Origin of the sequence: uncultured Anaerotruncus sp., from assembly GCF_902490045.1 — a bacterium.
Lineage (GTDB): Bacteria > Bacillota > Clostridia > Oscillospirales > Ruminococcaceae > Anaerotruncus.
Genome location: NZ_CABUCJ010000029.1, coordinates 1 through 24,311, shown reverse-complemented (window position 1 = coordinate 24,311; position 24,311 = coordinate 1). Strand labels below are relative to the sequence as shown.

Genomic DNA, 24,311 nt, shown 5'->3' with positions numbered 1-24,311 from the left:
CGGGGCGGGACCCGGCAACTCCGCCGCTCGATGAGTGGCAAATCCAAACCCGCCGTCGGCAAGCTCCGCCGCTCGATGAGCGGCAGCCGCCCTCACAGCGTGGCGATCACATAATCGACGGCGGCGATCTCCCGGCCGCCCTGTATGTATACCCGCGGGACCCGCCTGCCGATGAGGCAGGCCTCCTCGTAGTTGATCGTGCCGTTGAGCGCGGCAAAGTCGTCGAGGGTGATCGATCTGCCGCCCTCGCTGCCGACGAGGGTGACGACGTCGCCGCTGCGGACTCCGTCGATCCCGGTCACGTCGACCATGAGCTGGTCCATACAGACCGCGCCGGTGATCGGGGCGTACTGCCCGCGCACGATCACGCGGCCCTTGTTGGTGAAGTTCCGGCGGTAGCCGTCGGCGTAGCCGATCGCGATCGAGGCGAGCCTCTGGCCGTCGTGTTCGGTGATATACCGGCGTCCGTAGCTGACGGCGATCCCCGCCTCAAGCGTCTTGACCATCGTGACAGTCGTGTAAAGGGACATGGCGGGCCGCAGGTCCGCCATGCCCGCGTACTCGGGGGAGGGCGGAAGGCCGTAGAGCACCACGCCGAGCCGCACCATGTCGAGGTGCATTTCGGGATAGGCGAGCGCCGCCGCGCTGTTGCAGCAGTGGCGCAGCGCGAAGGTGATCCCCCGCTTTTCCAGCAGCTCCACCGTCTCCAAAAAGGACTGGAACTGCATCCGGGTATAGTCCCGGCTGCCCCCGGCGCATTCGTCGGCGCAGGCGAAGTGGGTGAAGACGCCGGTGCAGGAAAGCCCGGGCAGCGCGCACACCCGCGCGATCTCTTCGGCGGCGCGCACCTCGTGGCCGTGCTGGGCGAAAAAGCCGATGCGGCTCATGCCCGTGTCGATTTTCACATGGCAGTCGACCACGGCCTTCTGCTCGACCGCGGCGCGGGAAAGCTCCCCGGCGTACTCCTCCGAATAGACCGTCTGGGAGATGCCCAGCTCCGCCAGGGTGTGTGCCATCTCGGGCGGCGTGAAGCCCAAAATCAGGATCGGCCGCGCGACCTCCTGCCTTCGCAGGGAGATCGCCTCGTTGATATTGGAAACCGCGAACCAGTCGGCCCCCTCCCGCTGGAGGGCGCGGGAGACGTAACCGTCCCCGTGGCCGTAGGCGTCCGCCTTGACCACCGCCATCGTGCGGCAGCCGGGCGTCAGACGGCTCTTGAGCTCGCGGTAGTTGTGTGCGATGCAGTCCAGGTCGATGTCCGCCCAGGTGCGGCGCAGGTAGTCCATGGTCTTATCCCCCGTCATTCATCCGCGTTCTTGTCCCTCACCATGAGCATCGCCAGCCCGGCGGTGTTCACAACGATCGAAAGCCCCAGTGTGATGAGGGCCCACACCGAGTTCGTATTGAATAAAAGAAGCAGGGCGACCAACAATATGATCACGCCGGCGGCGAGTATCCGCGCCCCGATTTTCCGCACGCTCATAGCTTTCCTTTCCTTTATCCCGCGACGTTTGGCCGCCGCGTCGTTCCGTCCTTATAATATACACCAACCGCGCGGCTTTTACAACCGCGCGAAAAACTTTAACAGTTTCGTCAAGAATCGGAGGGACCCCCATGAATCTGATCCGGACCGACCTTGCGGTGGAAGCCGCCGAACCCTACCGGGACCGCCTGCCCGACGGCGTTTCGATCGCGGAGGAGGAGCGGGCGGGCGTCAAGCTCACCCGCGTGGAGATCACCAAACCCGAGGCCGCCGAGCGCCTCGGACGGCCGTGCGGCCGGTACGTCACCCTTGAATTGCCCGCCGTGTCCTCCAGCGTGGAGCCGGCGGACGACGTGACCCACGCCGTCGCGGAAGAGCTCTCCGCGCTGCTGCCCGCCGAAGGCTCGGTGCTTGTCGTCGGGCTCGGCAACGAGCAGATCACCCCCGACGCGCTCGGCCCCCGCGCCGCCCACCAGGTGCTCGCCACCCGGCACATCCCCGCCCAGCTCGCGGAGCAGACCGGCCTTTCGGGACTGCGCCCCGTGGCCTCCCTCGCGCCCGGCGTGCTCGGGCAGACGGGCATCGAGACGGGCGAGATCGTCCGCTCGATCGTGCGCGACCTCGCGCCCGCCTGCGTCATCGTGATCGATGCGCTCGCCTCCCGTTCCCTCGACCGGCTCGGCCGCACCATCCAGCTCTCCAACAGCGGCATCTCCCCCGGCTCGGGGGTGCTCAACGCCCGGCGGGAGCTCAGCGAGGAATCCCTCGGCGTGCCTGTCGTGTCGGTTGGCATCCCCACCGTCGTCGACGGCGAGACCCTCGCCCGCGACATCCTCGGGGACGACAGCCGCGACGCCGCGCCCGGCGCCTCCGCCATGATGGTGACCCCCCGCGACATCGACGCGATCATCGAGCGGGGGGCCAAACACCTTTCGCTCGCCGTCAACGCCGCGCTCCAGCCCCAGCTCTCCCTCGAGGACATCACCTACCTCGTGTCGTAGGCGCTCCGCGCGCCCGGCATAAACCGCCTCCCCGCCGAATAGAATGGATCGAAACGCTTTTTATGCTTTGGGGGGCGGGAATGTGAAACGATACGGTCGTGCGCCCGGGCCGGCGCGCCGCCTTGGGGCCGTCATCACAATGGTCGTTGTTCTGCCGCTGTCGATCATGGCGGTTTTTTCGCTTTCCCCCGATCTGGGCGAGCTGACCGAGCGCGCCGCGCTCCTCTCGGCGATGGTGAACATGCCCGAGGGGTCGCTCGCCCTTTTGGAATCGCGGTTCGCGGACAAGGTCGATCCCGCCTACTACCAGGGCGGGGAATCCCAGGTCGCGCCCTATGTCACGCCCTTTGACGAGGGCGTGGACGCCCCCGGAGCGCAGGGCAGGCTGCCCGAATCCTCCCCCGTCCCTGCCAAGCAGGTGCGCGTCTCCGACCCCTCTCCCGCGGCGGACAACTCCCATCCCGTGCCCGAAAAATACCGGGGGCGGATCGTGCAGGAGAACATGGCGGGCTCGGGCGACAGCCTGATCCCCTATGGCGCGGGCCTGCTCCGCAACTATACCGAGGTCCCCGCCGACGAAATTCAGGAGATCATGGAGCAGGGACTCAATATCCGCCTGGAGGACACCTCCGCGCCGCAGGTGCTCATCTTCCACACCCACGCGACCGAGAGCTACGAGCCCTACGACAGTGAAAATTATGACATGCGGAATACTTGGCGGTCAACGGACAACACTAAGAATATGGTCGCGGTGGGCAACGCGCTTGAAAAGGCGCTGCGGGACGCGGGAATCGGGGTCGTGCACGACACGACCCAGCACGACTATCCCTCCTACAATGGCTCCTACGAGCGCAGCGCCGAAACGATCAAGTCCTATCTGGAGAAGTACCCGACCATCAAGATCGCGCTCGACGTGCACCGCGACGCCATCCAGCGGGAGGACGACCTGATCGTCAAGCCCACGGTGGAGGTGAACGGCCGCAAGGCCGCCCAGCTCATGATCATCACCGGCAGCGACGACGGCACGATGAACGTCCCCGCGTGGCGGGAAAACCTGCGCTTCGCCGCGTCCCTGCAGGACGCCGTCGAACAGGACACCCCTGAGCTGACCCGCCCGATCTTCTTCTGCTACCGCAAATACAACATGGACCTGACCACCGGCTCGCTGCTCCTCGAGGTCGGCTCCAACGCCAACACCCTCGACGAGAGCGTCTATACCGCCGAACTGGTTGGGAAGTCCCTCGCGCGGATGCTCAGTGAAAATCGCGGCGAATCCCCTGAAACTGCTCCGAACGGATAGTCTATTGGTATAAATCTAAGGTGAAAATACAGGATGTTGAACAAAGACGCGCGCCTTTTTTGGGTTTCCTTCCTTCTGACCCTGATCCTGACGGGCTGGCTGGCCCTCTTTCTGTGGGTCGACACCACCAGCTCCCGCTATGAAAACGCGGCCGGCATCCGTGCGCTTGAGATCGCGCCCGCCGGAGAACTCCGATACAGCGTCGGCCTGCTGGGCAGGCAGTATGTCATGTCCCTCGAGCCCTTCAATGAGTTCGAGGCCTGGCGGCAGGACCACGCCTGCCTTGTCACCCCGCGTCCGCTGCTGCTCGCGGAGCAGGGATACGCCCTGATTGTGCGGGGCTGGGACATATTTGACGAATGGTATAAAAACCATGAGTATCAACAAAACGTCATGAAATCACAGGAGAACGTCCCGGTCGAACCGGACGAATAAAAGCCAACGGAACCGCTCGCCGAGCGGTTCCGTTGGCTTTTCCCCTATCCTTCCCCGATTTGATAGACCGCCGCCAGCGTCTTTTCCCCGTCCGAACCGCGGTCCCTGTGCAGCTCCGCCTCGTACCGGATTTTTTGGCGCCGGAGGCACAGGTCCATAAAGCACAGAAAAATCCCCATATCGATCTGGTTGTAGAAGGCCGTCCTGCCGGCGGGCATGATCCCGCTCCTGCCCGGTTTGCGAACACGGTAAACGTGGAGCGTTCCGCCTTCGCGTTCCACCAGCCACGGCTGTGAGTTGCAGGCGCTCGGCGCAAACCGGACAATGCCGGTAACTCCCTCGACGGGCTCCCCGCGCCAGATTTCCCCGACCGGCTTTCGTCTGCTTCGGAACATATCCCTGCGGAATTTTTGTTCGCCGTCCACTTTGGAGATCGCGATCATGATAACAAAATCCAGGCCCGCAAACGGGGAAGCCTCCGCCTTGCCGGCCCCATACCACAGCGTTCCGACGTTTTGCGAGACAAGGTACAAATCCAGCTGCTCGCCCAGGTAACCGATGTTTTGCAAATAGTGGTCTTTCTTCTCGCTGTAAAGCAGAATGCAGGCCTGCTGTCCGCGCCTGCAGGTGGTTTCATCCGCCGGGACGATCCGGACGGCCGTCCGAATACCGGGCACCAGCGGCACGAATGTTTTGTACGCTTCCTCTATCGCCCGGAGCTCATCGGAGGATATCCCGGCATCGCCGGTGCCCCGGAACAGGTGAAACGATTTTCTCCTGAAAATCATTTCGTAAAGACTGTCGTTCAGCATGTTACCGCGCTCCCCTCAAAAAAAGGGTAACGGATATTAAAAAATAATGCAAGGTAAATCTGCATCCGGCTCCCGCGCCCGCTCCTCCGTGCCCCCCGGGATCAGAACCCGTCTTCGCGCAGGCGGGACACAAGCCCGACGTACCATTCGATGACGTCGAAGCCCCGGTAGTCCTCCCGCTTGAGGTCGATGATGTCGCCGTGCGAAATGCCGCGGCGGCGACGGTTGGAGAGTACCCCGCCGAACTCCCCCCACTTGGCAGAGTCGATACACACGAGGCCGTCGTTGGGGCCCCGCACGCACCGGAGCAGGGAATAGGGGATGCTGAGCAGCGGGTCGCTCAGCGGATTTTTCATGACGGTGGCGTAGCTCCGGTAGCTGACGCGCGGGTCGTCGGGCGTCTCGGCGTTGAAGGCCGCCGCGAAGGCGGGCGAGAGCTGGCGGCTGGCCGTGCAGGCGTCTGGGTGGACGTCCCCGACCCTGCGGAAGGCCGCGTCGACCACCCCGCAGATTTTCCGGTAGAGGCCGTCGGGCAGCTTCCCGAGCAGGTCCAGCAGTTCGGAGCCCCGGTGCGGGGTGGATATCGTCGTGAGCGACGCCACCGCCTCCCCCATCCCGAGCCGGGTAATCAGGCAGCGCGCGTCGAGCCCGCCCTTGGAGTGCGCGATGATGTTGACCTTTTCGCAGCCCGTCTCCCGCTGAATCTCCAGGATTTTTTCGCGGATGGCCGCGGCGTTGTCCTCAATCGTGCCCCATGCCTGCTGGTGCCCATAGTGGACCGCCGCGCCGTTTCGCTGTAATTCTCGCGGGATGCGGCCCCAGTAGTTGAAGTATTTGAGGTCGCGGAAGCCAACCCCGTGCACGAGCAGCAGCGGGTATTTCGTCCGGCAGATATCCCTCTCCGCGCGCACCCGGCGCGCCTCCTCGCGGTAGCACTCGTGGTCGTATTCGTCCCGCGCGGCCCGGCAGAGCCAGAGCATCAAAAAGAGGTTGACGACCGGAATCCACAGGTTCAGGACGAGCAGCGTCCGCTTGACGACCCCCAGCCTCCGGCAGGTGAAGAGAATCCGCAGCGCGCCGCCGAGGATGACCAGCGCGGCGAGCAGGAGCGCCGCCGCGAGGTCCGCGGGGACGACCCAGCCCGGCAGGCCGTCCGCGAGCGGCGGCAGGACCCACAGGTAAAAGACCGCCTGCATCAAAAGCAGAAGCAGCCCGCCGCGCAGCGCCATGCGCCCGTCCCAGAGAACCCGGACGCGGCGGCTATCGGTCTGGTAGTCGCGCGCGGGGAAGAAAAGCAGCCGCAGAAGCGTCCAGATGAAATAGGCGCACACCGGCAGCCGCACCGCCCAGAGGCCCGGCCCGCCGAGGAGGGAAAGCCTCTGCCACCAGAAGAGCGCGTGCGGCAGAAACAGGGCGCAGAGCGCCATATGCCAGCGGCTCAGAAGGTCGAGCTTTTTCGCCGCGTCCAGCAGGACCGCGCCCAGGCAGGCCGCGGCCAGCAGTATTTTTATCGTCATCCGGTCAGGCCTCCCTCCCGGCTGCAATCAGCCTCCCTGTCGCAGGATGCTTCCTCCGCGTTTCCCGGCGGGCGGGCGTTACGCTTCCTCCGGACCGCGCGGCCTTCCGCATTCGCCGCACGCCGCGTCGTGGAGGGATACAACGCCGCCGCAGGCGGGGCAGGTGAATTCCTCGCGCTGCGCCGCCAGAAACGCCTCCAGGCCCCCCGCCTTCACCGCCGCGCCGTTTTCCACAAGGCTCGCGTGATAGCGCTTGCGGTAGCTCCTGTCGAGGTTTTTGACCGGCTTGCAGGGATAGTCGGGACACGCGAAGCAGTGGTCATGGCCCCGTTCCCGGGCACAGTCGCGGATGCCGCATTTCCGGCAGTGCTCCGGCTTGCCGCCGTCGCCGCCGAAGCAGCCGGGACAGGGCCGTTTGCTTTTGCAGTGCCGGTGGCAGACCATGCAGTTCATGCCGCAGGGCGCGAACAGCTTTTTGTCGATCTTTTCGGGCATCTTCATCGATCCATCCACCCTTCCGTTTTTTGCGTACGCGGGGCTCAAAAATAGCGCCGGACCTCCCGCATATACCGGCGGTACGACTCACCGAACCGCTCCAGACACCATCGCTCCTCCGAGCGAATGATCCAGTGGGCCGCTGCCTGAAAAACCAGCACAAGGCCCAGCAGCAGCCGCGACTGCAAAAGCAGCGCGCACCCCAGGAAAAAAACAAAATACGCCGCGTACATGGGGTTGCGCGAATAGCGGTAGGGTCCGCCCCGGTTGACGCCATCCTCCGACGGGGCCGCAAAGCCGACTACCGACGCCGCGAGCAGGGCTGTCCCCGCGAGGAAGAGACCCGCGCCCGTAAAAAACAACGCCGGCGGCGCGAACCGGATCTTCAGAAAGAGGATGCAGAGAAGAATCGCCGCGTTGGAAAGCTGGTAGACCCAGTAGGCTGCGACTTCCCCTCCGCGCAGGGGCGAAAAGTGGGCGGCGCGCGCGACGGCGTTCCGGTCGAGTCGGGCGAGCAGGCCAAACCGGATCAGGAAAAAGGGCACCAGAAGCAAAAATCCCACTCTGTCCCCATCCTTTCCCGCGTCGGCGCACCGGTTCCGCCACCCGGCGGGCGCATGCGTTCCGTTGGTCCCATCCTACCACACCTCCCCCGCGGATGGCAAGGCCACCTTCCCGCGGCGAACGGGACCCGGCTGAATTTCCAAATTCCTTTGAGAAGCGCGGGCCGGTATGATATGATATGGGAAAGGCGTTTTCCGCCTTTGGACAACGGCAAAAATCAGCTGGAAACGAGGGCGCGTATGGAACCGAATTTTATAAACCTGACGGAGGAGAACCTCTCCGAAGAGCATCTCTGCTGCATCATCCGCAGCAAGAAGCCCCATCCGGGCGTCGAGGCGAAGCGGCAGTGGCTCGCCGCCCGGCTCAAGGAGGGCCATGTGTTCCGGAAGCTCGACGCGAAAGCGGTGGTTTTCATCGAATACGCGCCCCTTGAGACGGCCTGGGTCCCCGTCCTCGGCGACAACTACATCTACCTCTACTGCCTGTGGGTCGACGGCGGCTGCAAGGGCCGGGGGTACGGGCGGTCGCTGATGGAGTACTGCCTGGCCGACGCCAAAAGACAGGGCAAGTCGGGCGTCTGCATGCTCGGGGCAAAAAAACAGAAGGCCTGGCTCTCCGACCAGGCGTTTGCAAAGAAGTTCGGCTTTGAGGCTGTCGACACGGCCGGGGACGAATACGAACTGCTGGCGCTTTCCTTTGACGGAACGACGCCCCAGTTCGCGCCGAACGTCAGAAGGCAGGCGATCGACCGCCCGGAGCTCACGGTCTGCTACAGTATGCAGTGCCCCTTTATCCTTCAGCGTGTCGAGACGGTCCGGCGGTATTGTGAAGAACGCGGAGTCCCCCTCTCCCTCCTCCCGGTCGACACCCTGCAAAAGGCGAAGGAACTGCCCTGCGTCTTCAACAACTGGGCCGTGTTCTATGGGGGGCGTTTCGTGACGGTCAACCAGCTGGACGCCGCCGGGATCGAGAGAATCCTCAAAAAAGGTTCCTGAGCAGGGGCGCGGCCGCTCTTTTTTCCCTTCGCGTTGCTAAAAGTTCCGTTCAAGTCCTCCGTTAAAATGGATAAAAAGAGCAGCCACCCAAAAATTGGTGACTGCCCGCAAACAGGAAGCTATTCGCCTCCCCCTTTAAACCGCTATTGATGGAGCAGGGCCGTTTTATCTGTGATTTTCTTTTTAACCGCAGAAACTGTAATTCCAATTGAGAAATTTGTTGTATCTATCACATTTTTCTCATAGCCTCCCAAGCTATGAAATTGTTCCCACATCGTTTCCACTAATTCAACATTCGTTTCTCTGTCTAATTTTGACCGTTCAACCGCCCGTTTCATAGTTTCTTCTTTACTAGCCCTCAAAATAATATAATGTACTTCATAACCTTCTTGGACGGTATTTAACCACGGCTCCAAAAACCATGGGCCGATAATGCCATCCACAATTACATCATACCCACCACGCACGTAACGCTTTGCAGCTTCTAAAAAAGCTTCAATTACAACCAGATTCTGTTCGTTTGATTCTGATAAATGTGGTGGTATTGCTCCTTTTCTGAGGTAATGATAGAAGTCATCTGTATGCATATGGACGGATTTTTTCATGTTGGATTCTGTGGCAATGATAGATGATACCGTGGTTTTTCCGGTTCCCGGCGCTCCAGTAATTATTACCATTCTTCCTTGCTTCATTTATACTTATCCCTCTAAATCCTGATTAGTCAGGCTCATTTTAACATCTGGTCATTTTGACCAGGAGTAAGAAATTAGATGCCCTCTGAATGGCATGATTGACAGGGCTCGCTATTGATGTGCTTAATTTCCATTTCCTCGATTCCATCTGCCGCCATAGCCATGACCGTGGCCTTGTCCTTGACCATGATTTCCATGCCCGTAGCTTTCATTTGGCGGCAGTTCATCGTCCTTTGACAGAGACTGAAGCAACTCCTGAATTTCCCGCATAGTCATGCCTCGTATTTGTTCCGGTGTAATATTAGGATCAAGTGAGGACAGTTCTAAAAACGCACGGTATTTTCCGTAAGACAGCCCTGCCTCATGGGCGTGGCTCATTGCTTCTGTATCCGCACGGTAGCAATAGGTGTTTTGATGTCCCATCGTGCAAGCCTCTAAATCCATAAGGATTTTATCTGTTTGCACTCTATTTTGTCCCACGACGGTTAAAGTCAGAACGGCGTCATTAAACAACAGTTTTGCAATACTTTCTTCTTCCAGCAGCTTAGTAACAGCATCATCGTAGTTCTGAAATCTAATATCAAGTGCTTCTGCCAATGTCCGGCCATCTTCATTATAGCCGACTACTGAAATTACCTTGTCAAAACGGTTGATGCCCAATTCAATAGATGGGTTAATATCGATGCTGATTTGTGCAGTCGGAGAGAAATAAAACCAGTTCCCACCGATGAACAGGAAGAAAATGCAGACAGCGGCAATCGCATAGCGATAGTTACCTCTTGTCTTTTTGACTGATCCGCTTGTTTGCTTCCTGATAAAAGCAAGGGTTTTTTCTTTTAATTCGTCCCCGGCCAGCACATAGTCAAAAGAAGCCTTGATTTTACCATCCATATTCATCACCCCCCAATTTCTCCCGAAGCATCTGCTTGGAACGATGTAACAGCGTGTAAATGGTATTGATATTTTTGTCCAAAATCCGACTAATTTGTGGGGCGGTGTAATCTTCATAATAATGCAAATATACAACATCCCGATATTTTTGTGGGAGGGAGAGGACGGCTTCTAAAACATCGCGATAATCCGGTGGTATTTCTGCGGGTCGTTCGAGCAGATCTTCCAATGACACAGTACGCCGACGAAAAAAGTTTTTAAGTAAATCCTTGCAAGCGTTAATCGTAACCCGAATAAACCACGCTTTTTCGTGTTCTGCGCTTTCAAAGACATGGGAATAAAGGACATATTTCATAAACACCGTTTGAAATATGTCCTCCGTGTCAGCTCGATTTTTCAGATGAACCATGCACAACCGCCGGATCATATCGGCATATTGCGTTATAGCCCGTTCTACCTCTTTCTCGCTGTGCATCCCAACGCTCCGTTCTTACCTTCCGCGACCTCCCCGGCAACCACGGCCCTGGCCCCAACCTCGGCCTGTCCCATCTCGAGGGGGAGTTTTGGAAGCATAGTTGTCGCAAACCCCGTCATTGTCAGCATCTATAAAAAACTTTTGGGAATAAGTCGTTCCCGTTCCATCAGTACGGTAATCGCAGACACCATCGCCGTCTGCATCCACAAAATTGCAGATACCGTCAGCCCGGTCACAGATACCGTCTCCATCTGCATCGACATAGTTGCGGCCTTGTCCACGTCCGGCGGCAAAGGCGGCAGTTGTGGTAATGCTTAAAAGCAACACCATAGCAAGCAATCCTGTCAGCGTCTTTTTCATGTTGAAAGCCTCCATTTTTTGATAGCCGTTTTCGACTTCATGCCTAATACGATTCAAGGAAGCCAATCCATTCAAAGACTTAAAAATTTTTGATTTATAACACATTCTTTCTTTAATCATAGTATGCATCCAACGACAAGTCAATAAAGCGAAAAAAGGGAGTATAAAGCTGTTGCACGGAACGGCAAGCAGGGCAAGTGTATAACATTTGCGATTTTCGGGAGCCTATGTAAAGCTGTCAACCTGTCAACGAGAGCGGGAACCCCTCTGGACAACTTGATTTCAATGGTAAGCGGTGAAATCGACGGCGTTAATTCCAGCAACATTTGAGGCAAAAGGAAACGCCGCCGTGCCGTATTGCATCCCGCCGGGCGGTTATGCTATAATTTAGTATTGGAAAAATTTCAGGAATGCCCCTTGGACGGGCGGAAACGGCAGGGTAACATGGACAGGGAACATATCCGCAATTTCTGCATCATCGCGCATATAGACCACGGCAAAAGCACGCTGGCGGACCGCATCCTGGAACTCACCGAGGCGGTGAGCCAGCGGGACATGGAGGACCAGATCCTCGACAATATGGAGCTCGAACGGGAGCGCGGCATCACGATCAAGGCGCGCGCCGTCACCCTCACCTACCATGCGGACGACGGGCAGGACTACCAGTTCAACCTGATCGACACCCCCGGGCACGTCGACTTCAACTACGAGGTCTCCCGGTCGCTCGCCGCCTGCGAGGGCGCGGTGCTCGTGGTGGACGCGTCGCAGGGCATCGAGGCGCAGACGCTGGCCAACACCTACCTGGCGATCGAGCACGACCTCGAGGTGACCCCCGTCATCAACAAGATCGACCTGCCCGCCGCTGAGCCCGACCGGGTCGCGCAGGAGGTCGAGGACATCATCGGCATCCCCTGCATGGACGCGCCGCGCATCTCAGCCAAAACGGGCGAAAACGTCCACGCCGTGCTCGAACGGGTCGTGGCGGACATCCCCGCGCCCCGGGGCGACGAGACCGCGGCGCTGCGCGCGCTCATCTTTGACAGCGTCTACGACAGCTACCGGGGCGTCATCGTCTATGTCCGCGTCATGGACGGCGCCGTCCGGCCCGGCATGACCATCCGCATGATGTCCACCGGCGCGGAATTCACCGTCGTCGAGTGCGGCGTCATGGGCGCGACGAGCCTCGTGCCGCAGGAGGCGCTCGCCGCGGGCGAGGTCGGCTACATCACCGCCTCGATCAAAACGGTGCGGGATACCGCCGTCGGCGACACCGTCACCGACGCCGAACGTCCCGCGGCCGAGCCGCTGCCCGGCTACCGCAAGGTGCTGCCGATGGTCTTTTCGGGCATCTACCCGCAGGACGGCGCCAAATACCCCGACCTGCGCGACGCGCTCGAAAAGCTCCAGCTCAACGACGCATCCCTCTCCTTCGAGCCGGAGTCGTCCGTCGCGCTCGGCTTTGGCTTCCGGTGCGGCTTTTTGGGCCTCCTTCATATGGAGATCGTGCAGGAACGGCTCGAACGGGAATTCAACCTCGACATCGTCACGACGCTGCCGAGCGTCGTCTACACGCTCAAAATGCAGAGCGGCGAGGAGCTCACGATCGACAACCCCGCCAGCTATCCCGACCCGGCGCAGATCGTTTCGGCGCAGGAGCCGTTTGTCAAGGCGAACATCTTTACGCCGCCCGCCTACATCGGCAACATCATGGAGCTCTGCCAGGATCGCCGGGGCGTCTATCTCGACACCAAATACCTCGACGCCGACCGCGTCGAGCTGCATTACGAGCTGCCCCTCAACGAGATCGTCTATGACTTCTTTGACGCGCTCAAATCCCGCACCCGCGGTTACGCCTCCTTCGACTATGAGATGTGCGGCTACCGTGACAGCAAGCTCGTCAAGCTCGATATCCTCTTAAACAGCGAGGTCGTCGACGCGCTCTCCTTCATCGCACACGCCGACAAGGCCTACCCGCGCGCCCGGCGCATCTGCGAAAATCTGCGGGACAACATTCCCCGCCAGCTCTTCGAGGTGCCCATCCAGGCCGCGATCGGCGGCAAGGTCATCGCCCGCGAGACGGTCAAGGCGCTGCGCAAGGACGTGCTCGCCAAGTGCTACGGCGGCGACATCACCCGCAAAAAGAAGCTGCTTGAAAAGCAGAAGGAGGGCAAAAAGAAGATGCGCCAGCTCGGCTCCGTCTCGATTCCTCCGGAGGCGTTCACCGCCGTGCTCAAGCTTGACTCGAAGGATTAAAAGGACTCACCGCGGCGGTTTTGGGTTTGCCGCCCGATGAGCGGCATATCTAAAAGCTGCGCCGCTCCCCGAGCGGCAAACCCAACATGAGGCCTGCAGGCCGCCGCAGAACGGCAAAAGGAGACCCCCCATGTGTGACGCTCTCTACATCCACATCCCCTTCTGCGAGCGCAAGTGCCCCTACTGCGATTTCTATTCGGTGGCGGCGGAGGGGGCGCTGATGGACGCCTATACCGGCGCGGTCATCCGCTCCCTCGAGCGGGCGCCCTACGCGCTCGCGCCGCTCGACACCGTCTACTTCGGCGGCGGCACCCCATCGGTATTGGGGGGCCGCCGCCTTTCGCGCATCCTCAGGGCGGCGGACGCGCGCTTCAGAATCGCCGCGGACGCGGAAATCACGGTCGAATGCAACCCCCATTCGGCGCTCGGGCCCGAGCTTGCAACCCTGCGTGCGGCGGGCGTCAACCGGCTCTCCTTCGGGATGCAGAGCGCGGACGACGGACAGCTTGAGCGGCTTGGGCGGCTGCATACCGCCGCCGACGTGTCTTCGGCGGTGGAGGCGGCGCGGGGTTGCGGCTTCGAGCACTTTTCCCTCGACCTCATGCTCGCCACCCCCGGCCAGACCCTCGCGGATATCGACCGGGCGGTCGGCCTGTGCGGCAGGCTCGGCGCGGAGCATGTGAGCGCCTACCTGCTCAAGATCGAGCCGGGCACCCCCTTCGACCGGCAGGGCGTTGCGGCTTTCTGCCCGGACGAGGAGGGACAGGCGGAAGCCTACCTGCACGCGGTTGGAGCGCTGGAGGCGGGCGGCTGGAAGCAGTACGAGATCAGCAATTTCGCGCGGGAGGGCCGCACAGCCCGCCACAACCTCAAATACTGGGACTGCCGGGAATATCTCGGCGTGGGGCCGTCCGCCCATTCGTTCGTAAACGGGCGGCGGTTCTATTTCCCGCGCGACCTGCAAGGGTTCCTCGCGTCGGACGGGGACTTTTCCCATGCCGTCGACGACGGGCCGGGCGGAGACGCGGAGGAATATGTGATGCTCCGCCTGCGTCTCTCCGAAGGGGTGCGGTGGGAGGCCCTCGCCGCCCGCTGTCCCGCCTTTGACGCGGACGAACTGCGCGAAAAAGCCCGCCGGATTCCCGGCGGGCTGATAAGGCTCGATTCGGACGGGCTGCGCCTCACGGCGAAGGGCTTTCTCCTCTCCAACGCGGTGATCGGGGAACTGCTCGACTAGACGACGTCCATCATCCGGCGCAGCTGCTTGCCCAGATCGGCGGCGACCCCCTTGACCCCGTCGATGATCTCGTTGATGCCCGTTTCGATCTCCTTGGCCTCGGCGGCCTTGAAAAAATCGCGGGAACGGGTCTTGCGGTAGCGCTTGACCATCTGGCGGATGCGCTCGGTCTCCTGCGCGGTCAGCGGCTGTTCGGGCCTTTTGAGCATGAGCAGCACGTTCGCGCAGTCGGAGAGCAGCTCGGTGTATTCGTCGTCCACCTGTTTTTTGAAGCGGGCGGTCATCTGCGCCTCATCCGCCGGGTCGGTAAAGCGGAGTTCGACGATCGACGCCTCCCCCCCAAGCTGTCGGATCTTCTGCGCGAGGGCGGAAAACTGCTGCATGCTCTGGGCCGTGTTGGGCAGCAGGGCGACCCCCTGCTTGAAGTATTCGGCGCCGATCTCCTTGAGCTTGCGCCAGACGTAGACCCGCGCCTTTGAGGGATTGATCGGCACGTTATAGCTCAGCGCCAGCCAGACGGTCCGCGGCATGCGGCCCACCTCCCAACTCGTATCGACAAATTTCGCGTCCCTCCACACACAATGGGGCGCGTTCTGATTTTATTGTAACCGTTGTTTCCTTTTTCGTCAACACCCGGCCGCCCGGATGGTGGAATTTCTCTTGCATGGAAGGGCCGCGGATGGTAGAATAATGAAATGAATTGTTTTCCGTCCGCGGGCGGATTTTGAAAGGATGGTCATCCCCCATGTCGGTGAGAAACCTTTCCCTGCCGGAGCACTATTTTTCCAAGCTGGACATTATGGAGACCGAGATCGCCATCAAGCTGGCGAAGGATACCTTTGAGCGGGAGCTCGCGCGCTACCTCGAATTGACGCGTGTCTCCGCGCCCCTCTTCGTACAGCCCGAAACCGGCCTCAACGACGACCTCAACGGCGTCGAACGGCCGGTGCAGTTCGATATCCTCGACCTCGGCTCCGACGTGCAGATCGTCCACTCGCTGGCCAAATGGAAGCGCCTCGCGCTCGCGCGCTACGGCTTCGCGCCCGGCACCGGGCTTTATACCGACATGAACGCCATCCGCCGCGACGAGGTGCTCGACAACCTCCATTCAGTCTATGTCGACCAGTGGGACTGGGAGAAGGTCATCACCCGCGAGCAGCGGTGCGTCCAGACGCTGCAGGACACCGTGCGGCAGATTATGAAGGCGCTCTGCAAGACGCAGGAGACCCTTTCCAACCAGTTCTCCTGCCTCGAACGCTACCTGCCCGAGCAGATCTCCTTCGTCACGAGCCAGCAGCTCGAGGACGAATACCCCAGCCTCTCCCCCAAGGAGCGGGAGGACGCCGCCGCCAAAAAATACGGCGCGGTCTTTATCATGCAGATCGGCGGGGCGCTCAAATCCGGCAGGCCCCACGACGGCCGCGCGCCCGACTACGACGACTGGTCCTTAAACGGCGACATCATCATCTGGTATCCGGTGCTCGGGCGGGCGCTCGAGCTCTCCTCGATGGGCATCCGTGTCGACGCCGATGCGCTGCGCCGCCAGCTCGAAATTTCCGGGCACACCGAGCGCGCGTCGATGCCCTTCCACAAAATGCTGCTGGAGGGCCGCCTCCCGCTCACGATGGGCGGCGGCGTCGGCCAGAGCCGCATCTGCATGGCGATGCTTCAAAAGGCGCACATCGGCGAGGTGCAGACATCCGTCTGGCCGGAGGATATGCGCGACGCCTGCGAGGCGTCGGGCATCCACCTATTATAACCAGGGGGAACTTTTGCCAGGGGGAACTTTTGAAAAAGTTTCCCCTGGACCCCTTTAAAACTTTTGGTTCAGGCGTGACGCGGCGCTTCGCCTATACGCGCGCCCCGTGAGACAAAAGTTTTCGCCGGCCTTGGAAAGGTCCCCTGGACCCCTTTAAAATGTTTGGTTCAGGCGCGCCTTATAAAATAAAAGTTTTCGCCCGCCTTTTCCAAAAGGCGGCGGGGTCGCGGGGCAGAGCCCCGCGTCGCGCCCGCGGGCGCGAAACGCTCTATCCTTTAAGCGTATTTTCTTTGCTGCTTTCTTTTACAAGAAAAAAGAAAGCAGGCCCGCCTAAGCGCGGGAAACGGAGAGGGAGGGAAACACATGGATTTGACAAAGCTGTTCGGCTGCCGGGTGTTCGGCGACGCCGCGATGCGCGAGCATCTCTCGCGCGAGGTTTACGAAAGCCTGCGGCGCACCCGGGAGGCGGGGCTGCCGCTCGACCCGTCGATCGCGCAGGCAGTCGCGGAGGGGATGAAGGACTGGGCGGTCGCGCAGGGCGCGACCCACTACACCCACTGGTTCCAGCCGCTGACCAACATCACCGCCGGCAAGCACGACGCGTTCATCGAGCCGGACGGCGAGGGCGGCATGATGCTCGAATTTTCCTCCAAGGCGCTCATCAAGGGGGAACCGGACGCGTCGAGCTTTCCCTCGGGCGGCCTGCGCGCCACCTTCGAGGCGCGCGGCTACACCACCTGGGACCCCACCTCCCCCGCCTTCGTCAAGGACGGCACCCTCTATATCCCGACCGCCTTCTGCTCCTACGGCGGCGAGGCGCTCGACCAGAAGACCCCCCTGCTGCGTTCCATGCAGGCGCTGAACGCCGAGGGGGTGCGCCTGCTCCGACTGATCGGCGAGGAGCAGGTCTCCTGCGTCATCCCGACGGTCGGCGCGGAACAGGAATATTTCCTCATCGACCGCGCGCTCTATGAGCAGCGGCTCGACCTGAAAATCTGCGGGCGCACACTCATCGGCGCCAAGCCCCCCAAGGGACAGGAGCTCGACGACCACTACTGCGGGCGCATCCGCCTGCGGGTGTCCGACTTCATGCGCGCGCTCGACGAGGAGCTCTGGTCGCTGGGGGTGCCCGCCAAAACCAAGCACAATGAGGCGGCCCCCGCCCAGCACGAGCTGGCCCCCGTCTACGACCAGGCAAACATCGCCTGCGACCACAACCAGCTCACGATGGAGATGATGCGGGTCGTCGCCAAAAAGAAAAACCTCGCCTGCCTGCTGCATGAAAAGCCCTTCGCGGGCATCAACGGCAGCGGCAAGCACAACAACTATTCCCTCGTCACCGACACCGGCAAAAACCTGCTCTCCCCCTCCAAGGACCCGGCCCGGAACCGCCGCTTCCTGCTGCTGGCGGCGGCCTTCATCCAGGTGGTGGACGAGTACGGCGACCTGCTGCGCGCGTCGGCCGCCTGCGCGGGCAACGACCAGCGCCTCGGCGGCTGCGAGGCGCCGCCGCCGGTGATCTCCGTCTTTCTCGGGGAGGCGCTCACGCGCGCCCTCTTCTCCTTCTCGGAGGGAGGCGGCTGCCCGGAGGAGCACCTCCAGCTGCTCAAGACCGGCGTGGACGCGCTGCCCGAGCTGGTCAAGGACGACTCCGACCGCAACCGCACCTCCCCCTTCGCCTTTACCGGAAACAAGTTCGAGTTCCGCATGCCGGGCGCGTCCCAGTCGATCGCGCTGACAAACGTCGTGCTCAACACCGCGCTCGCCGACGTGTTTTCCGGCTTCTCCGACCGGTTGGAGCGTTCCGCCGGCCGCGACGCGGAAATCTGCGCCATCATTTCGGAGGTCATGCAGAAGCACGGCCGCATCATCTATAACGGGAACAACTATTCCGAGGCGTGGGTCCGGGAGGCCCGGCGGCGCGGCCTGCCCGTCATCCCCTCGACCGTCGAGGCGTTCGACCGCCTCGTCGCGCCCAAAAACATCGCCCTCTTCGCACGGCAGGGCGTCTTTACCGAGGCCGAGTGCATCTCCCGGCATGAAATCCTTCTGGAAAACTACGTCAAGGTCGTCGGCATCGAGGCCGCGACCCTCATCGAGATGGTGCGTCGGCAGGTCTACCCCGCCGTTGTGCGCTACACCGGCGAGATCGCCGAGACGGTCAACCGGATGCGCACCGCGGGCGCGGCGGCGGTCTCCACCGTGCGGCTGCTCGACACCCTCACCGCACTCGTCGACCAGATCGACAGCGAGCTGGCCGCCCTGCGGGACGCCTACGCGCGCAGCCAGTCGATCGAGGACGTGCACGCCCACGCCGAGTTCATGCGCAGCGATATCCGCCTGTGCATGGAGAGCCTGCGGGCCGCCTGCGACGCCGCCGAGACGATCATGGACGGGGCCTGCTGGCCGATGCCGACCTACACCGACCTGCTCCTGCGGGTATAGGATTACATAAAACGAGGGCGGAGCCGAACGGCTCCGCCCTCGTTTTTTCATTTTATTGTGTGAGCCCGGCGGCGGCAAGCGCCTCCTGGACTTTGATCAGCCGCTGGTTGCGGCTGCCCCGGTACTGCAGCGTCAAATCCCGCTCCGCCTCAAGATACGGCCCGTCGACCAGCAGGTCGGCCAGCCGCAGCAGGCGCAGGATGGCGGGATTTTGTTTGCCCATTTGCAATAACTGTTCAAATGTATACCCGGAGTAAATCACAATGTTCTTGCCGAGCGCGCGGATGCGTTCCCCGAGCGCGGCGAGCGCCTCCGGCTGGCAGAAGGGCTCCCCACCCGAAAAGGTCACGCCGCTCATCAGCGGGTCGGCCTTCACCTGCCGCACGATCTCGTCGGGATCGGCGGGGTAGCCGCCGGCAAAGTCGTGGGTCTGGGGGTTGTGGCAGCCGGGGCAGTGGTGCGGGCACCCCTGCACAAAGACGACGTACCGCATGCCCGGGCCGTCGACGATCGAGTCGGAGACGCACCCCGCGACGCGCAGCGGCGGAATTTCTTCCGCCGGCATCAGAGCTTCACTTCACGGCTGACGGTGTGCTTGACCCGCTCGCCCACCTCGGCGCGCTTCGCGTCGTTGAACCGGTCGAGGGTTCCCACCAGATAGCCGGTGATGCGGCGGATGCGCTCGAACCCGACGCCCTTGCCGACCATTTCCACGCCGTCCTGATTGACCTGTACCATAAAAGATGCCTCCTCTTGCATGTTTAAAATTAAAATTTATCAGAAGGAAAGCGGATTCGCGCTGCGCTCGCTCTCCTCAAAGGGGTCCCCGCAGTAGCCGCAGTTGGCGGCGCTCTCCTTCCAGCAGCCGAGCTCCCGCAGCTTTTCGACGCTTACGGCCTCCCCCTCGCGCCGTCCGCAGCGGGGGCAGACCTCGTCGATAATGCCGGTGTAGCCGCAGACGGGGTCGCGGTCGACCGGGTGGTTGATCGAGCCGTAGCCGATGCCGCACTCCTTCATGTAGCGCACCACCTGCTCGAACGCGTCGAGGTTCTTGAGCGGGTCGCCGTCCAGCTCGATGTAGGAGATGTGCCCCGCGTTGGTAAGCGCGTGGTAGGGCGCCTCGAGGCGGATCTTCTCGCTGGCGGAGATGTTGTAGTAGACGGGGATGTGGAAGGAATTGGTGTAGAACTCGTGGTCGGTGATCCCCTCGAGCTCCCCGAACTGCTTGCGGTCCATCCGCACGAACCGCCCCGAAAGCCCCTCGGCCGGGGTGGCGAGCAGGGTGTAGTTGAAGCCGGTGGCGCGGGTGGCGTCGTCCATGCGGCGGCGCATGTGCCCGATGATCTCCAGCCCGAGGTTCTGCGCGTACTCGCTCTCCCCGTGGTGCTGTCCGATCAGCGCCTTGAGCGTCTCCGCCAGCCCGATGAAGCCCATCGACAGGGTGCCGTGCTTGAGCACCTCGCGCACCTCGTCGTCGGGGCCGAGCTTGTCCGAGTCGATCCACACCCCCTGCCCCATCAGGAAGGGATAGTTGCGGACCTTCTTTTTCGCCTGAATTTCAAACCGCTCCATGAGCTGGTCGATTACGAGGTCGATCTTGCGGTCGAGCTCCTCGAAGAACCAGTCGACGTCCCCCTTCGCGCGGATGGCGATGCGCGGCAGGTTCACCGAGGTGAAGCTCAGGTTTCCGCGGCCGTTGACGATCTCGCGGGTGGGGTCGTAGTGGTTGCCGATCACACGGGTGCGGCAGCCCATGTAGGCGATCTCCGTCTCGGGGCGGCCGGGCTTGTAGTACTGGAGGTTGTAGGGCGCGTCGATGAAGGAAAAGTTGGGGAAGAGCCGCTTGGCCGACACGCGGCAGGCGAGCTTGAAAAGGTCGTAGTTGGGCTCGCCCTCGTTGAAGTTGATCCCCTCCTTCACCTTGAAGATGTGGATGGGAAAGATGGGGGTTTCGCCGTTGCCGAGTCCCGCCTCTGTGGCGAGCAGCACGCTTTCGACCACAAGGCGGCCCTCCGGCGAGGTGTCGGTGCCGTAGTTGATCGACGAGAAGGGAATCTGCGCGCCCGCGCGGGAATGCATCGTGTTGAGGTTGTGGACGAACGCCTCCATCGCCTGGTAGGTGGCGCGGCGGGTCTCCTTGACCGCCTCCCGGCGGGCGAACCGCTGGAGGCGCTCCGCCGTCTCCTCGTCGGTGTATTCGCGCAGCATCCCGGCCTCCTGGGCGCGGTAGTCGTTGTCGTCCGCGAAGGCGGGGGCGATCCCCTGCGCGTCGTAAATCCCGTCGCGGATCGCCCTGGCGATCCCCTCCGCGTCGTCGATGCCGCAGAAGAGCTCAAGCCCCTTGGCGAGGTTGCGGGTGTAGAGCTTGCAGTAGGTCTTGGCGACCCCCTTGGCCATGCCGTAGTCGAAGTTGGGGATGCTCTGCCCGCCGTGCTGGTCGTTCTGGTTGGACTGGATGGCGATGCAGGCGAGCGCCGCGTAGCTCGAAATGTCGTTGGGCTCCCGCAAAAAGCCGTGCCCGGTGCAGAAGCCGCCGGTGAAGAGCTTGTCGATGTCGATCTGGCAGCAGGTGGTCGTCAGCGTCAGGAAATCGAGGTCATGGATGTGGATGTCCCCCGCCAGGTGCGCCTTTGAATGCTCGGGCTTCAGCACAAACATGTGGTAGAACTGCTTGGCCCCCTCGGAGCCGTATTTGAGCATCGTGCCCATCGCGGTGTCGCCGTCGATGTTGGCGTTCTCCCGCTTGATGTCGTTCTCGTCCGCCGACTTGTAGGTGAGCTCCTCGTAGGTCTTCATGAGGCGGGTGTTCATGTCCCGCACGCGGGTGCGCTGGGCGCGGTAGAGGATGAACTCCTTGGCGGTGCGGGCGTGGCCGTTGTCCACGAGCGTACGCTCCACCGCGTCCTGGATCTCCTCGACCGTGGGGCTCTGGTTCCCGCTCTCCTCGAGGGAGGCGGCCACCTGCCCGGCCAGCGCGCGGGCCATCTCATAGTCGTTTCCGCCCAGCGCCTGCGCAGCCTTGAAGATTGCGGCCGCGATCTTGTCGAGGTCGAACAGGACGCACCGGCCGTCGCGCTTTACAATCGTCTGTATCATTCGGGTACCCTCCGTTATCTTGTTGTCCCCATATTTTGTGGTATTTTTCTATATTTTCCACAAGATATAGTTCCATTTCTTCACGCAATTCCTATTTTAAAGGAAAACAGGTTCCCTGTCAATGGTGAAAAACACATTTTTTAGTATCAATTTTTTTGTTTGGCACAAGATATTGTGTTTTTGGCGAACCCCAGGGATTTCCGGCGAAGCCCCGCCGGCGCAGCAAATCCGGGCGTTTCCCGCACTTTTGGGGTGTGCGCGGGTTTGCAAACCCGCGCGAATTCTGATAGAATTTGACTAAGATTTCTACGGAAGGTGCCGCCATGAAAAAACCGCGCGCAGCCGCTTTGATATTGTCCCTGCTGCTCCTGCTGGGCGGATGCGGGAGCTCCGCCGGCGAGGTCATCCGCTACGACATCCCCACGGGCGTTTCCCTGCTTGACCCCCAGTTCGCGACCGACGCGACCGCCCGCATGATCATCTCCAACACCTTCGAGGGGCTCTTCCGCCAGCAGCCCGACGGCGAGGTGATCCCCCGCCTCGCCGAAAGCGGCGAGGTCTCGGACGACGGGCTCGTCTGGACCTTCCGCCTGCGCCGGGACGCCATGTGGAGCGCCTACAGCAGCCGGTCCGACTTCCATGAGTCCCCCGTGACCGCCCACGACTTCGCCTTCGCGCTCTCCCGCATGTTCGACCCGGCGGCGTTCAGCCCCTTTGCGGGGGAATTTTCCTCGATTAAAAACGCCTCGCTGATCCTGAGCGGCGCGGCTCCCCAGTCCTCGCTCGGCGTGCGCGCCCTCGACGACTACACCCTGGAGATCACCCTCGTCCGGCAGGACAGCCGCCTGCCCGAGCTGCTCTCCGCGAGCTACGCGATGCCCTGCAAGCAGGAGTTCTTCGAATCGACGCGCGCCCGCTACGGCTTCGACATCGGGAGCCTGCTCTGCAACGGCCCCTTCTGCCTCTACAACTGGAACAACGACCGGGTGATCTCCCTGCGCCGCAACAGGAATTACCTCGACGGCCAGCCGGTCGTCGCCCGCGGGGTCGACCTCTATACGCCCGGCGCGGCGGATGGCGCGGAACCCGCCGCCCGCTTCCTCGCGGGCGAGACGGACGCCTGCAAGGTCTCCTATTTCGACCTTCCCGCCGTGGAGGACGCGGGCGGGCGGGTGGACTCCTTTGAGGATACCGTGTGGGTGCTCCTGCTCAACGGCCGCAGGGAACCCCTCGCGAACACGAACATCCGCCAGGCGGTCGCCTACAGCGTCAACCGCTCCCTCTTCGAGGGCCGGCTTCCCGGCAACCTGCGCGCCGCCGATACGCTGGTTCCCCCCGCCATCCTCTGGCAGGGGGAGTCCTTCCGGGCGCGGGCCGGGGAAAAGGGGCCGCTCGTCTCGAGTCCCGACCTCGCCAAGCGCTGTTATGTGGCGGGGCTCGAGGACCTCGGCCTCTCCGCCCTGCCGCTTGGGGAGCTGCTCGTCTGCGAGGGCAACGACCAGCGCGCGCTGGCCGGGTACGTCCAGCAGGGACTCCAGCGGTCGCTGGGGCTATTCGCCGGGCTTTCCGTCCTGCCGCAGGAGGAGGTCCTCGAACGGGTGCGGGCAGGCGATTTCGACGCGGCCATCGTCCCCCTCTCGGCCGCCTATTCCTCTCCCGACGCGCTGCTCTCCCTCTTCCGCTCCGGTTCGGGGCAGAACTGGGCGGGCTATTCCAACGCCGCTTATGACGCGCTGCTCGACTCGGCCTCCGCCCTCGACGGCGACGCGCTCTTCGACGTCTACCGGCAGGCGGAAACCCTCCTGCTCGAGGACGGCGCGGTCATCCCCCTCTACTTCGAAACGAACTACTACGCCTCGGCCAAGGGGGTCTCCGGCATCGGGTTTTCGCCCTTTTTGACGGGCGTCTCCTTCCAGTCCGCCGACAGGGAATAGCCCCTTGACAATGGCGCGGCCCTGTGATAGAATACAGCCAAATCTAAGAAAGCACGAGGTTTCTGCGGAAGATGCGTAAATAACAGCCGATGAAGAAGAACACACCACGGCGGCCGCTGGCCGTCTTATGTTGTTCTGTCCGGCTGGTATCCGCCGCAGAAATTTTTATTGCCCTGCAATCAAAAAGCGCCTCCCCGCCCCTGGGCGGCGGCGCCGCGCGTTTCTGCGCCTTTGCACGGCCGCGCGTTTCTGTGAATCGGAATCCCTCCCGGACAGGACGTCCGGGAGGGATTTTTATGTATCTTTTACAGGCGCGAAACCTCAATAAGAGTTTTGGGGCGCGCACACTTTTTTCCGTGGAAAAGCTCGAGGTGCACGACGGCGACCGCATCGGGCTCGTCGGCGCGAACGGCGCGGGCAAATCCACGCTGCTGAACATCCTCTTTGGAGGCGAACCCGCCGACGAAGGGACGATCGACCGGCGCTGCCCCATCGCGCTCGTCCGCCAGTCGGGAGAAGCGGAGGGCGAGGGCGCGACCCAGGTACCTTAGAAGCTCGTCGCCGCAA

General features: G+C 62.0%; 23 protein-coding genes and 1 pseudogene. 10 read left to right on the top strand and 14 right to left on the bottom strand.

From position 1 onward, the window contains the following. Positions 1-92: 92 nt before the first annotated feature. Positions 93-1,286: an alanine racemase gene (gene alr / locus RDM88_RS05065; protein ID WP_308753784.1), complete on the bottom strand. Its 1,194-nt coding sequence runs from the start codon at positions 1,284-1,286 to the stop codon at positions 93-95. Positions 1,287-1,300: 14 nt separating this feature from the next. Further along, positions 1,301-1,483 (bottom strand): hypothetical protein, encoded by a 183-nt coding sequence (locus RDM88_RS05060; RefSeq protein WP_101548394.1) that lies wholly within the window; start codon positions 1,481-1,483, stop codon positions 1,301-1,303. Positions 1,484-1,614: 131 nt separating this feature from the next. Here RDM88_RS05060 and gpr point away from each other — a divergent pair, with 131 nt between their 5' ends. The 3 genes from gpr (at position 1,615) to RDM88_RS05045 (ending at position 4,219) form a co-directional block, all read left to right on the top strand. Next, a complete protein-coding gene (gene gpr, locus RDM88_RS05055) occupies positions 1,615-2,484 on the top strand; it encodes a GPR endopeptidase (RefSeq protein WP_308753783.1) in 870 nt (289 codons plus the stop codon). Between the two features lie 82 nt (positions 2,485-2,566). Then, on the top strand, positions 2,567-3,784 hold the full coding sequence (gene spoIIP, locus RDM88_RS05050) for a stage II sporulation protein P (protein WP_308753782.1): 1,218 nt from the start codon (positions 2,567-2,569) through the stop codon (positions 3,782-3,784). Positions 3,785-3,817: 33 nt separating this feature from the next. Continuing rightward, entirely contained in the window at positions 3,818-4,219 is a 402-nt protein-coding gene (locus tag RDM88_RS05045; RefSeq protein ID WP_308753781.1) for a hypothetical protein, read from the top strand. A 44-nt stretch (positions 4,220-4,263) separates the two neighbouring features. Here the strand turns inward: RDM88_RS05045 and RDM88_RS05040 are convergent, their stop codons facing one another. The 4 genes from RDM88_RS05040 to RDM88_RS05025 form a co-directional block, all read right to left on the bottom strand. Continuing rightward, positions 4,264-5,031: a nitroreductase family protein gene (locus RDM88_RS05040; RefSeq protein ID WP_308753780.1), complete on the bottom strand. Its 768-nt coding sequence runs from the start codon at positions 5,029-5,031 to the stop codon at positions 4,264-4,266. Between the two features lie 101 nt (positions 5,032-5,132). Further along, on the bottom strand, positions 5,133-6,548 hold the full coding sequence (locus RDM88_RS05035) for a triacylglycerol lipase (protein ID WP_308753779.1): 1,416 nt from the start codon (positions 6,546-6,548) through the stop codon (positions 5,133-5,135). Positions 6,549-6,626: 78 nt separating this feature from the next. Next, the gene (locus RDM88_RS05030; RefSeq protein WP_308753778.1) at positions 6,627-7,049 is read right to left on the bottom strand and encodes a DUF3795 domain-containing protein; all 423 of its coding nucleotides are present in this window, start codon (positions 7,047-7,049) and stop codon (positions 6,627-6,629) included. Positions 7,050-7,087: 38 nt separating this feature from the next. Further along, positions 7,088-7,606, bottom strand: a complete 519-nt coding sequence (locus RDM88_RS05025; RefSeq protein ID WP_308753777.1) for an isoprenylcysteine carboxylmethyltransferase family protein — start codon at positions 7,604-7,606, stop codon at positions 7,088-7,090. Positions 7,607-7,846: 240 nt separating this feature from the next. Here RDM88_RS05025 and RDM88_RS05020 point away from each other — a divergent pair, with 240 nt between their 5' ends. Further along, a complete protein-coding gene (locus tag RDM88_RS05020; RefSeq protein WP_308753776.1) occupies positions 7,847-8,602 on the top strand; it encodes a GNAT family N-acetyltransferase in 756 nt (251 codons plus the stop codon). A gap of 143 nt (positions 8,603-8,745) precedes the next feature. Here RDM88_RS05020 and RDM88_RS05015 read toward each other — a convergent pair whose 3' ends face one another. The 4 genes from RDM88_RS05015 to RDM88_RS05000 all read right to left on the bottom strand — a co-directional run bounded on the left by RDM88_RS05015 (position 8,746) and on the right by RDM88_RS05000 (position 11,140). Further along, entirely contained in the window at positions 8,746-9,294 is a 549-nt protein-coding gene (locus RDM88_RS05015) for an AAA family ATPase (RefSeq protein ID WP_308753775.1), read from the bottom strand. Positions 9,295-9,417: 123 nt separating this feature from the next. Next, positions 9,418-10,185: a hypothetical protein gene (locus RDM88_RS05010; RefSeq protein ID WP_308753774.1), complete on the bottom strand. Its 768-nt coding sequence runs from the start codon at positions 10,183-10,185 to the stop codon at positions 9,418-9,420. Continuing rightward, on the bottom strand, positions 10,175-10,660 hold the full coding sequence (locus RDM88_RS05005; protein ID WP_308753773.1) for an RNA polymerase sigma factor: 486 nt from the start codon (positions 10,658-10,660) through the stop codon (positions 10,175-10,177). The genes RDM88_RS05010 and RDM88_RS05005 overlap by 11 nt, the downstream gene beginning before the upstream one ends. 15 nt (positions 10,661-10,675) lie before the next feature. Further along, positions 10,676-11,140, bottom strand: coding sequence for a hypothetical protein (locus tag RDM88_RS05000; protein ID WP_308753772.1), 465 nt, complete (start codon positions 11,138-11,140; stop codon positions 10,676-10,678). Between the two features lie 324 nt (positions 11,141-11,464). Between RDM88_RS05000 and lepA the strand changes: the two genes are divergently transcribed. Beyond that, complete coding sequence (gene lepA, locus RDM88_RS04995) at positions 11,465-13,273, top strand: translation elongation factor 4 (protein WP_308753771.1); 1,809 nt, start codon at positions 11,465-11,467, stop codon at positions 13,271-13,273. A gap of 130 nt (positions 13,274-13,403) precedes the next feature. Next, positions 13,404-14,510: a radical SAM family heme chaperone HemW gene (hemW, locus tag RDM88_RS04990; protein ID WP_308753770.1), complete on the top strand. Its 1,107-nt coding sequence runs from the start codon at positions 13,404-13,406 to the stop codon at positions 14,508-14,510. Here hemW and RDM88_RS04985 read toward each other — a convergent pair. Then, positions 14,507-15,040: a Chromate resistance protein ChrB gene (locus RDM88_RS04985; protein WP_308753769.1), complete on the bottom strand. Its 534-nt coding sequence runs from the start codon at positions 15,038-15,040 to the stop codon at positions 14,507-14,509. The two genes, hemW and RDM88_RS04985, sit on opposite strands and share 4 nt — an antisense overlap. A 215-nt stretch (positions 15,041-15,255) precedes the next feature. Here RDM88_RS04985 and asnA point away from each other — a divergent pair, with 215 nt between their 5' ends. Together asnA and RDM88_RS04975 are read left to right on the top strand one after the other, a co-directional pair. Next, on the top strand, positions 15,256-16,269 hold the full coding sequence (gene asnA / locus RDM88_RS04980) for an aspartate--ammonia ligase (RefSeq protein WP_308753768.1): 1,014 nt from the start codon (positions 15,256-15,258) through the stop codon (positions 16,267-16,269). A gap of 363 nt (positions 16,270-16,632) precedes the next feature. After that, a complete protein-coding gene (locus tag RDM88_RS04975) occupies positions 16,633-18,714 on the top strand; it encodes a glutamine synthetase III (RefSeq protein WP_308753767.1) in 2,082 nt (693 codons plus the stop codon). Positions 18,715-18,766: 52 nt separating this feature from the next. Here the strand turns inward: RDM88_RS04975 and nrdG are convergent, their stop codons facing one another. The 3 genes and pseudogenes from nrdG to RDM88_RS04960 all read right to left on the bottom strand — a co-directional run bounded on the left by nrdG (position 18,767) and on the right by RDM88_RS04960 (position 21,810). Next, positions 18,767-19,279, bottom strand: coding sequence for an anaerobic ribonucleoside-triphosphate reductase activating protein (nrdG, locus tag RDM88_RS04970; protein WP_308753766.1), 513 nt, complete (start codon positions 19,277-19,279; stop codon positions 18,767-18,769). After that, positions 19,279-19,407, bottom strand: a pseudogene (gene nrdD, locus RDM88_RS04965) (anaerobic ribonucleoside-triphosphate reductase); the annotation flags it as partial. The pseudogene nrdD and the gene nrdG, both read right to left, overlap by 1 nt. An 84-nt stretch (positions 19,408-19,491) precedes the next feature. Continuing rightward, entirely contained in the window at positions 19,492-21,810 is a 2,319-nt protein-coding gene (locus tag RDM88_RS04960) for an anaerobic ribonucleoside triphosphate reductase (protein ID WP_308753764.1), read from the bottom strand. 323 nt (positions 21,811-22,133) lie between these two features. Here RDM88_RS04960 and RDM88_RS04955 point away from each other — a divergent pair, with 323 nt between their 5' ends. Then, positions 22,134-23,744 (top strand): peptide ABC transporter substrate-binding protein, encoded by a 1,611-nt coding sequence (locus RDM88_RS04955; RefSeq protein WP_308753763.1) that lies wholly within the window; start codon positions 22,134-22,136, stop codon positions 23,742-23,744. Between the two features lie 296 nt (positions 23,745-24,040). Continuing rightward, entirely contained in the window at positions 24,041-24,295 is a 255-nt protein-coding gene (locus RDM88_RS04950; RefSeq protein WP_308753762.1) for an ATP-binding cassette domain-containing protein, read from the top strand. Positions 24,296-24,311 lie beyond the last annotated feature (16 nt).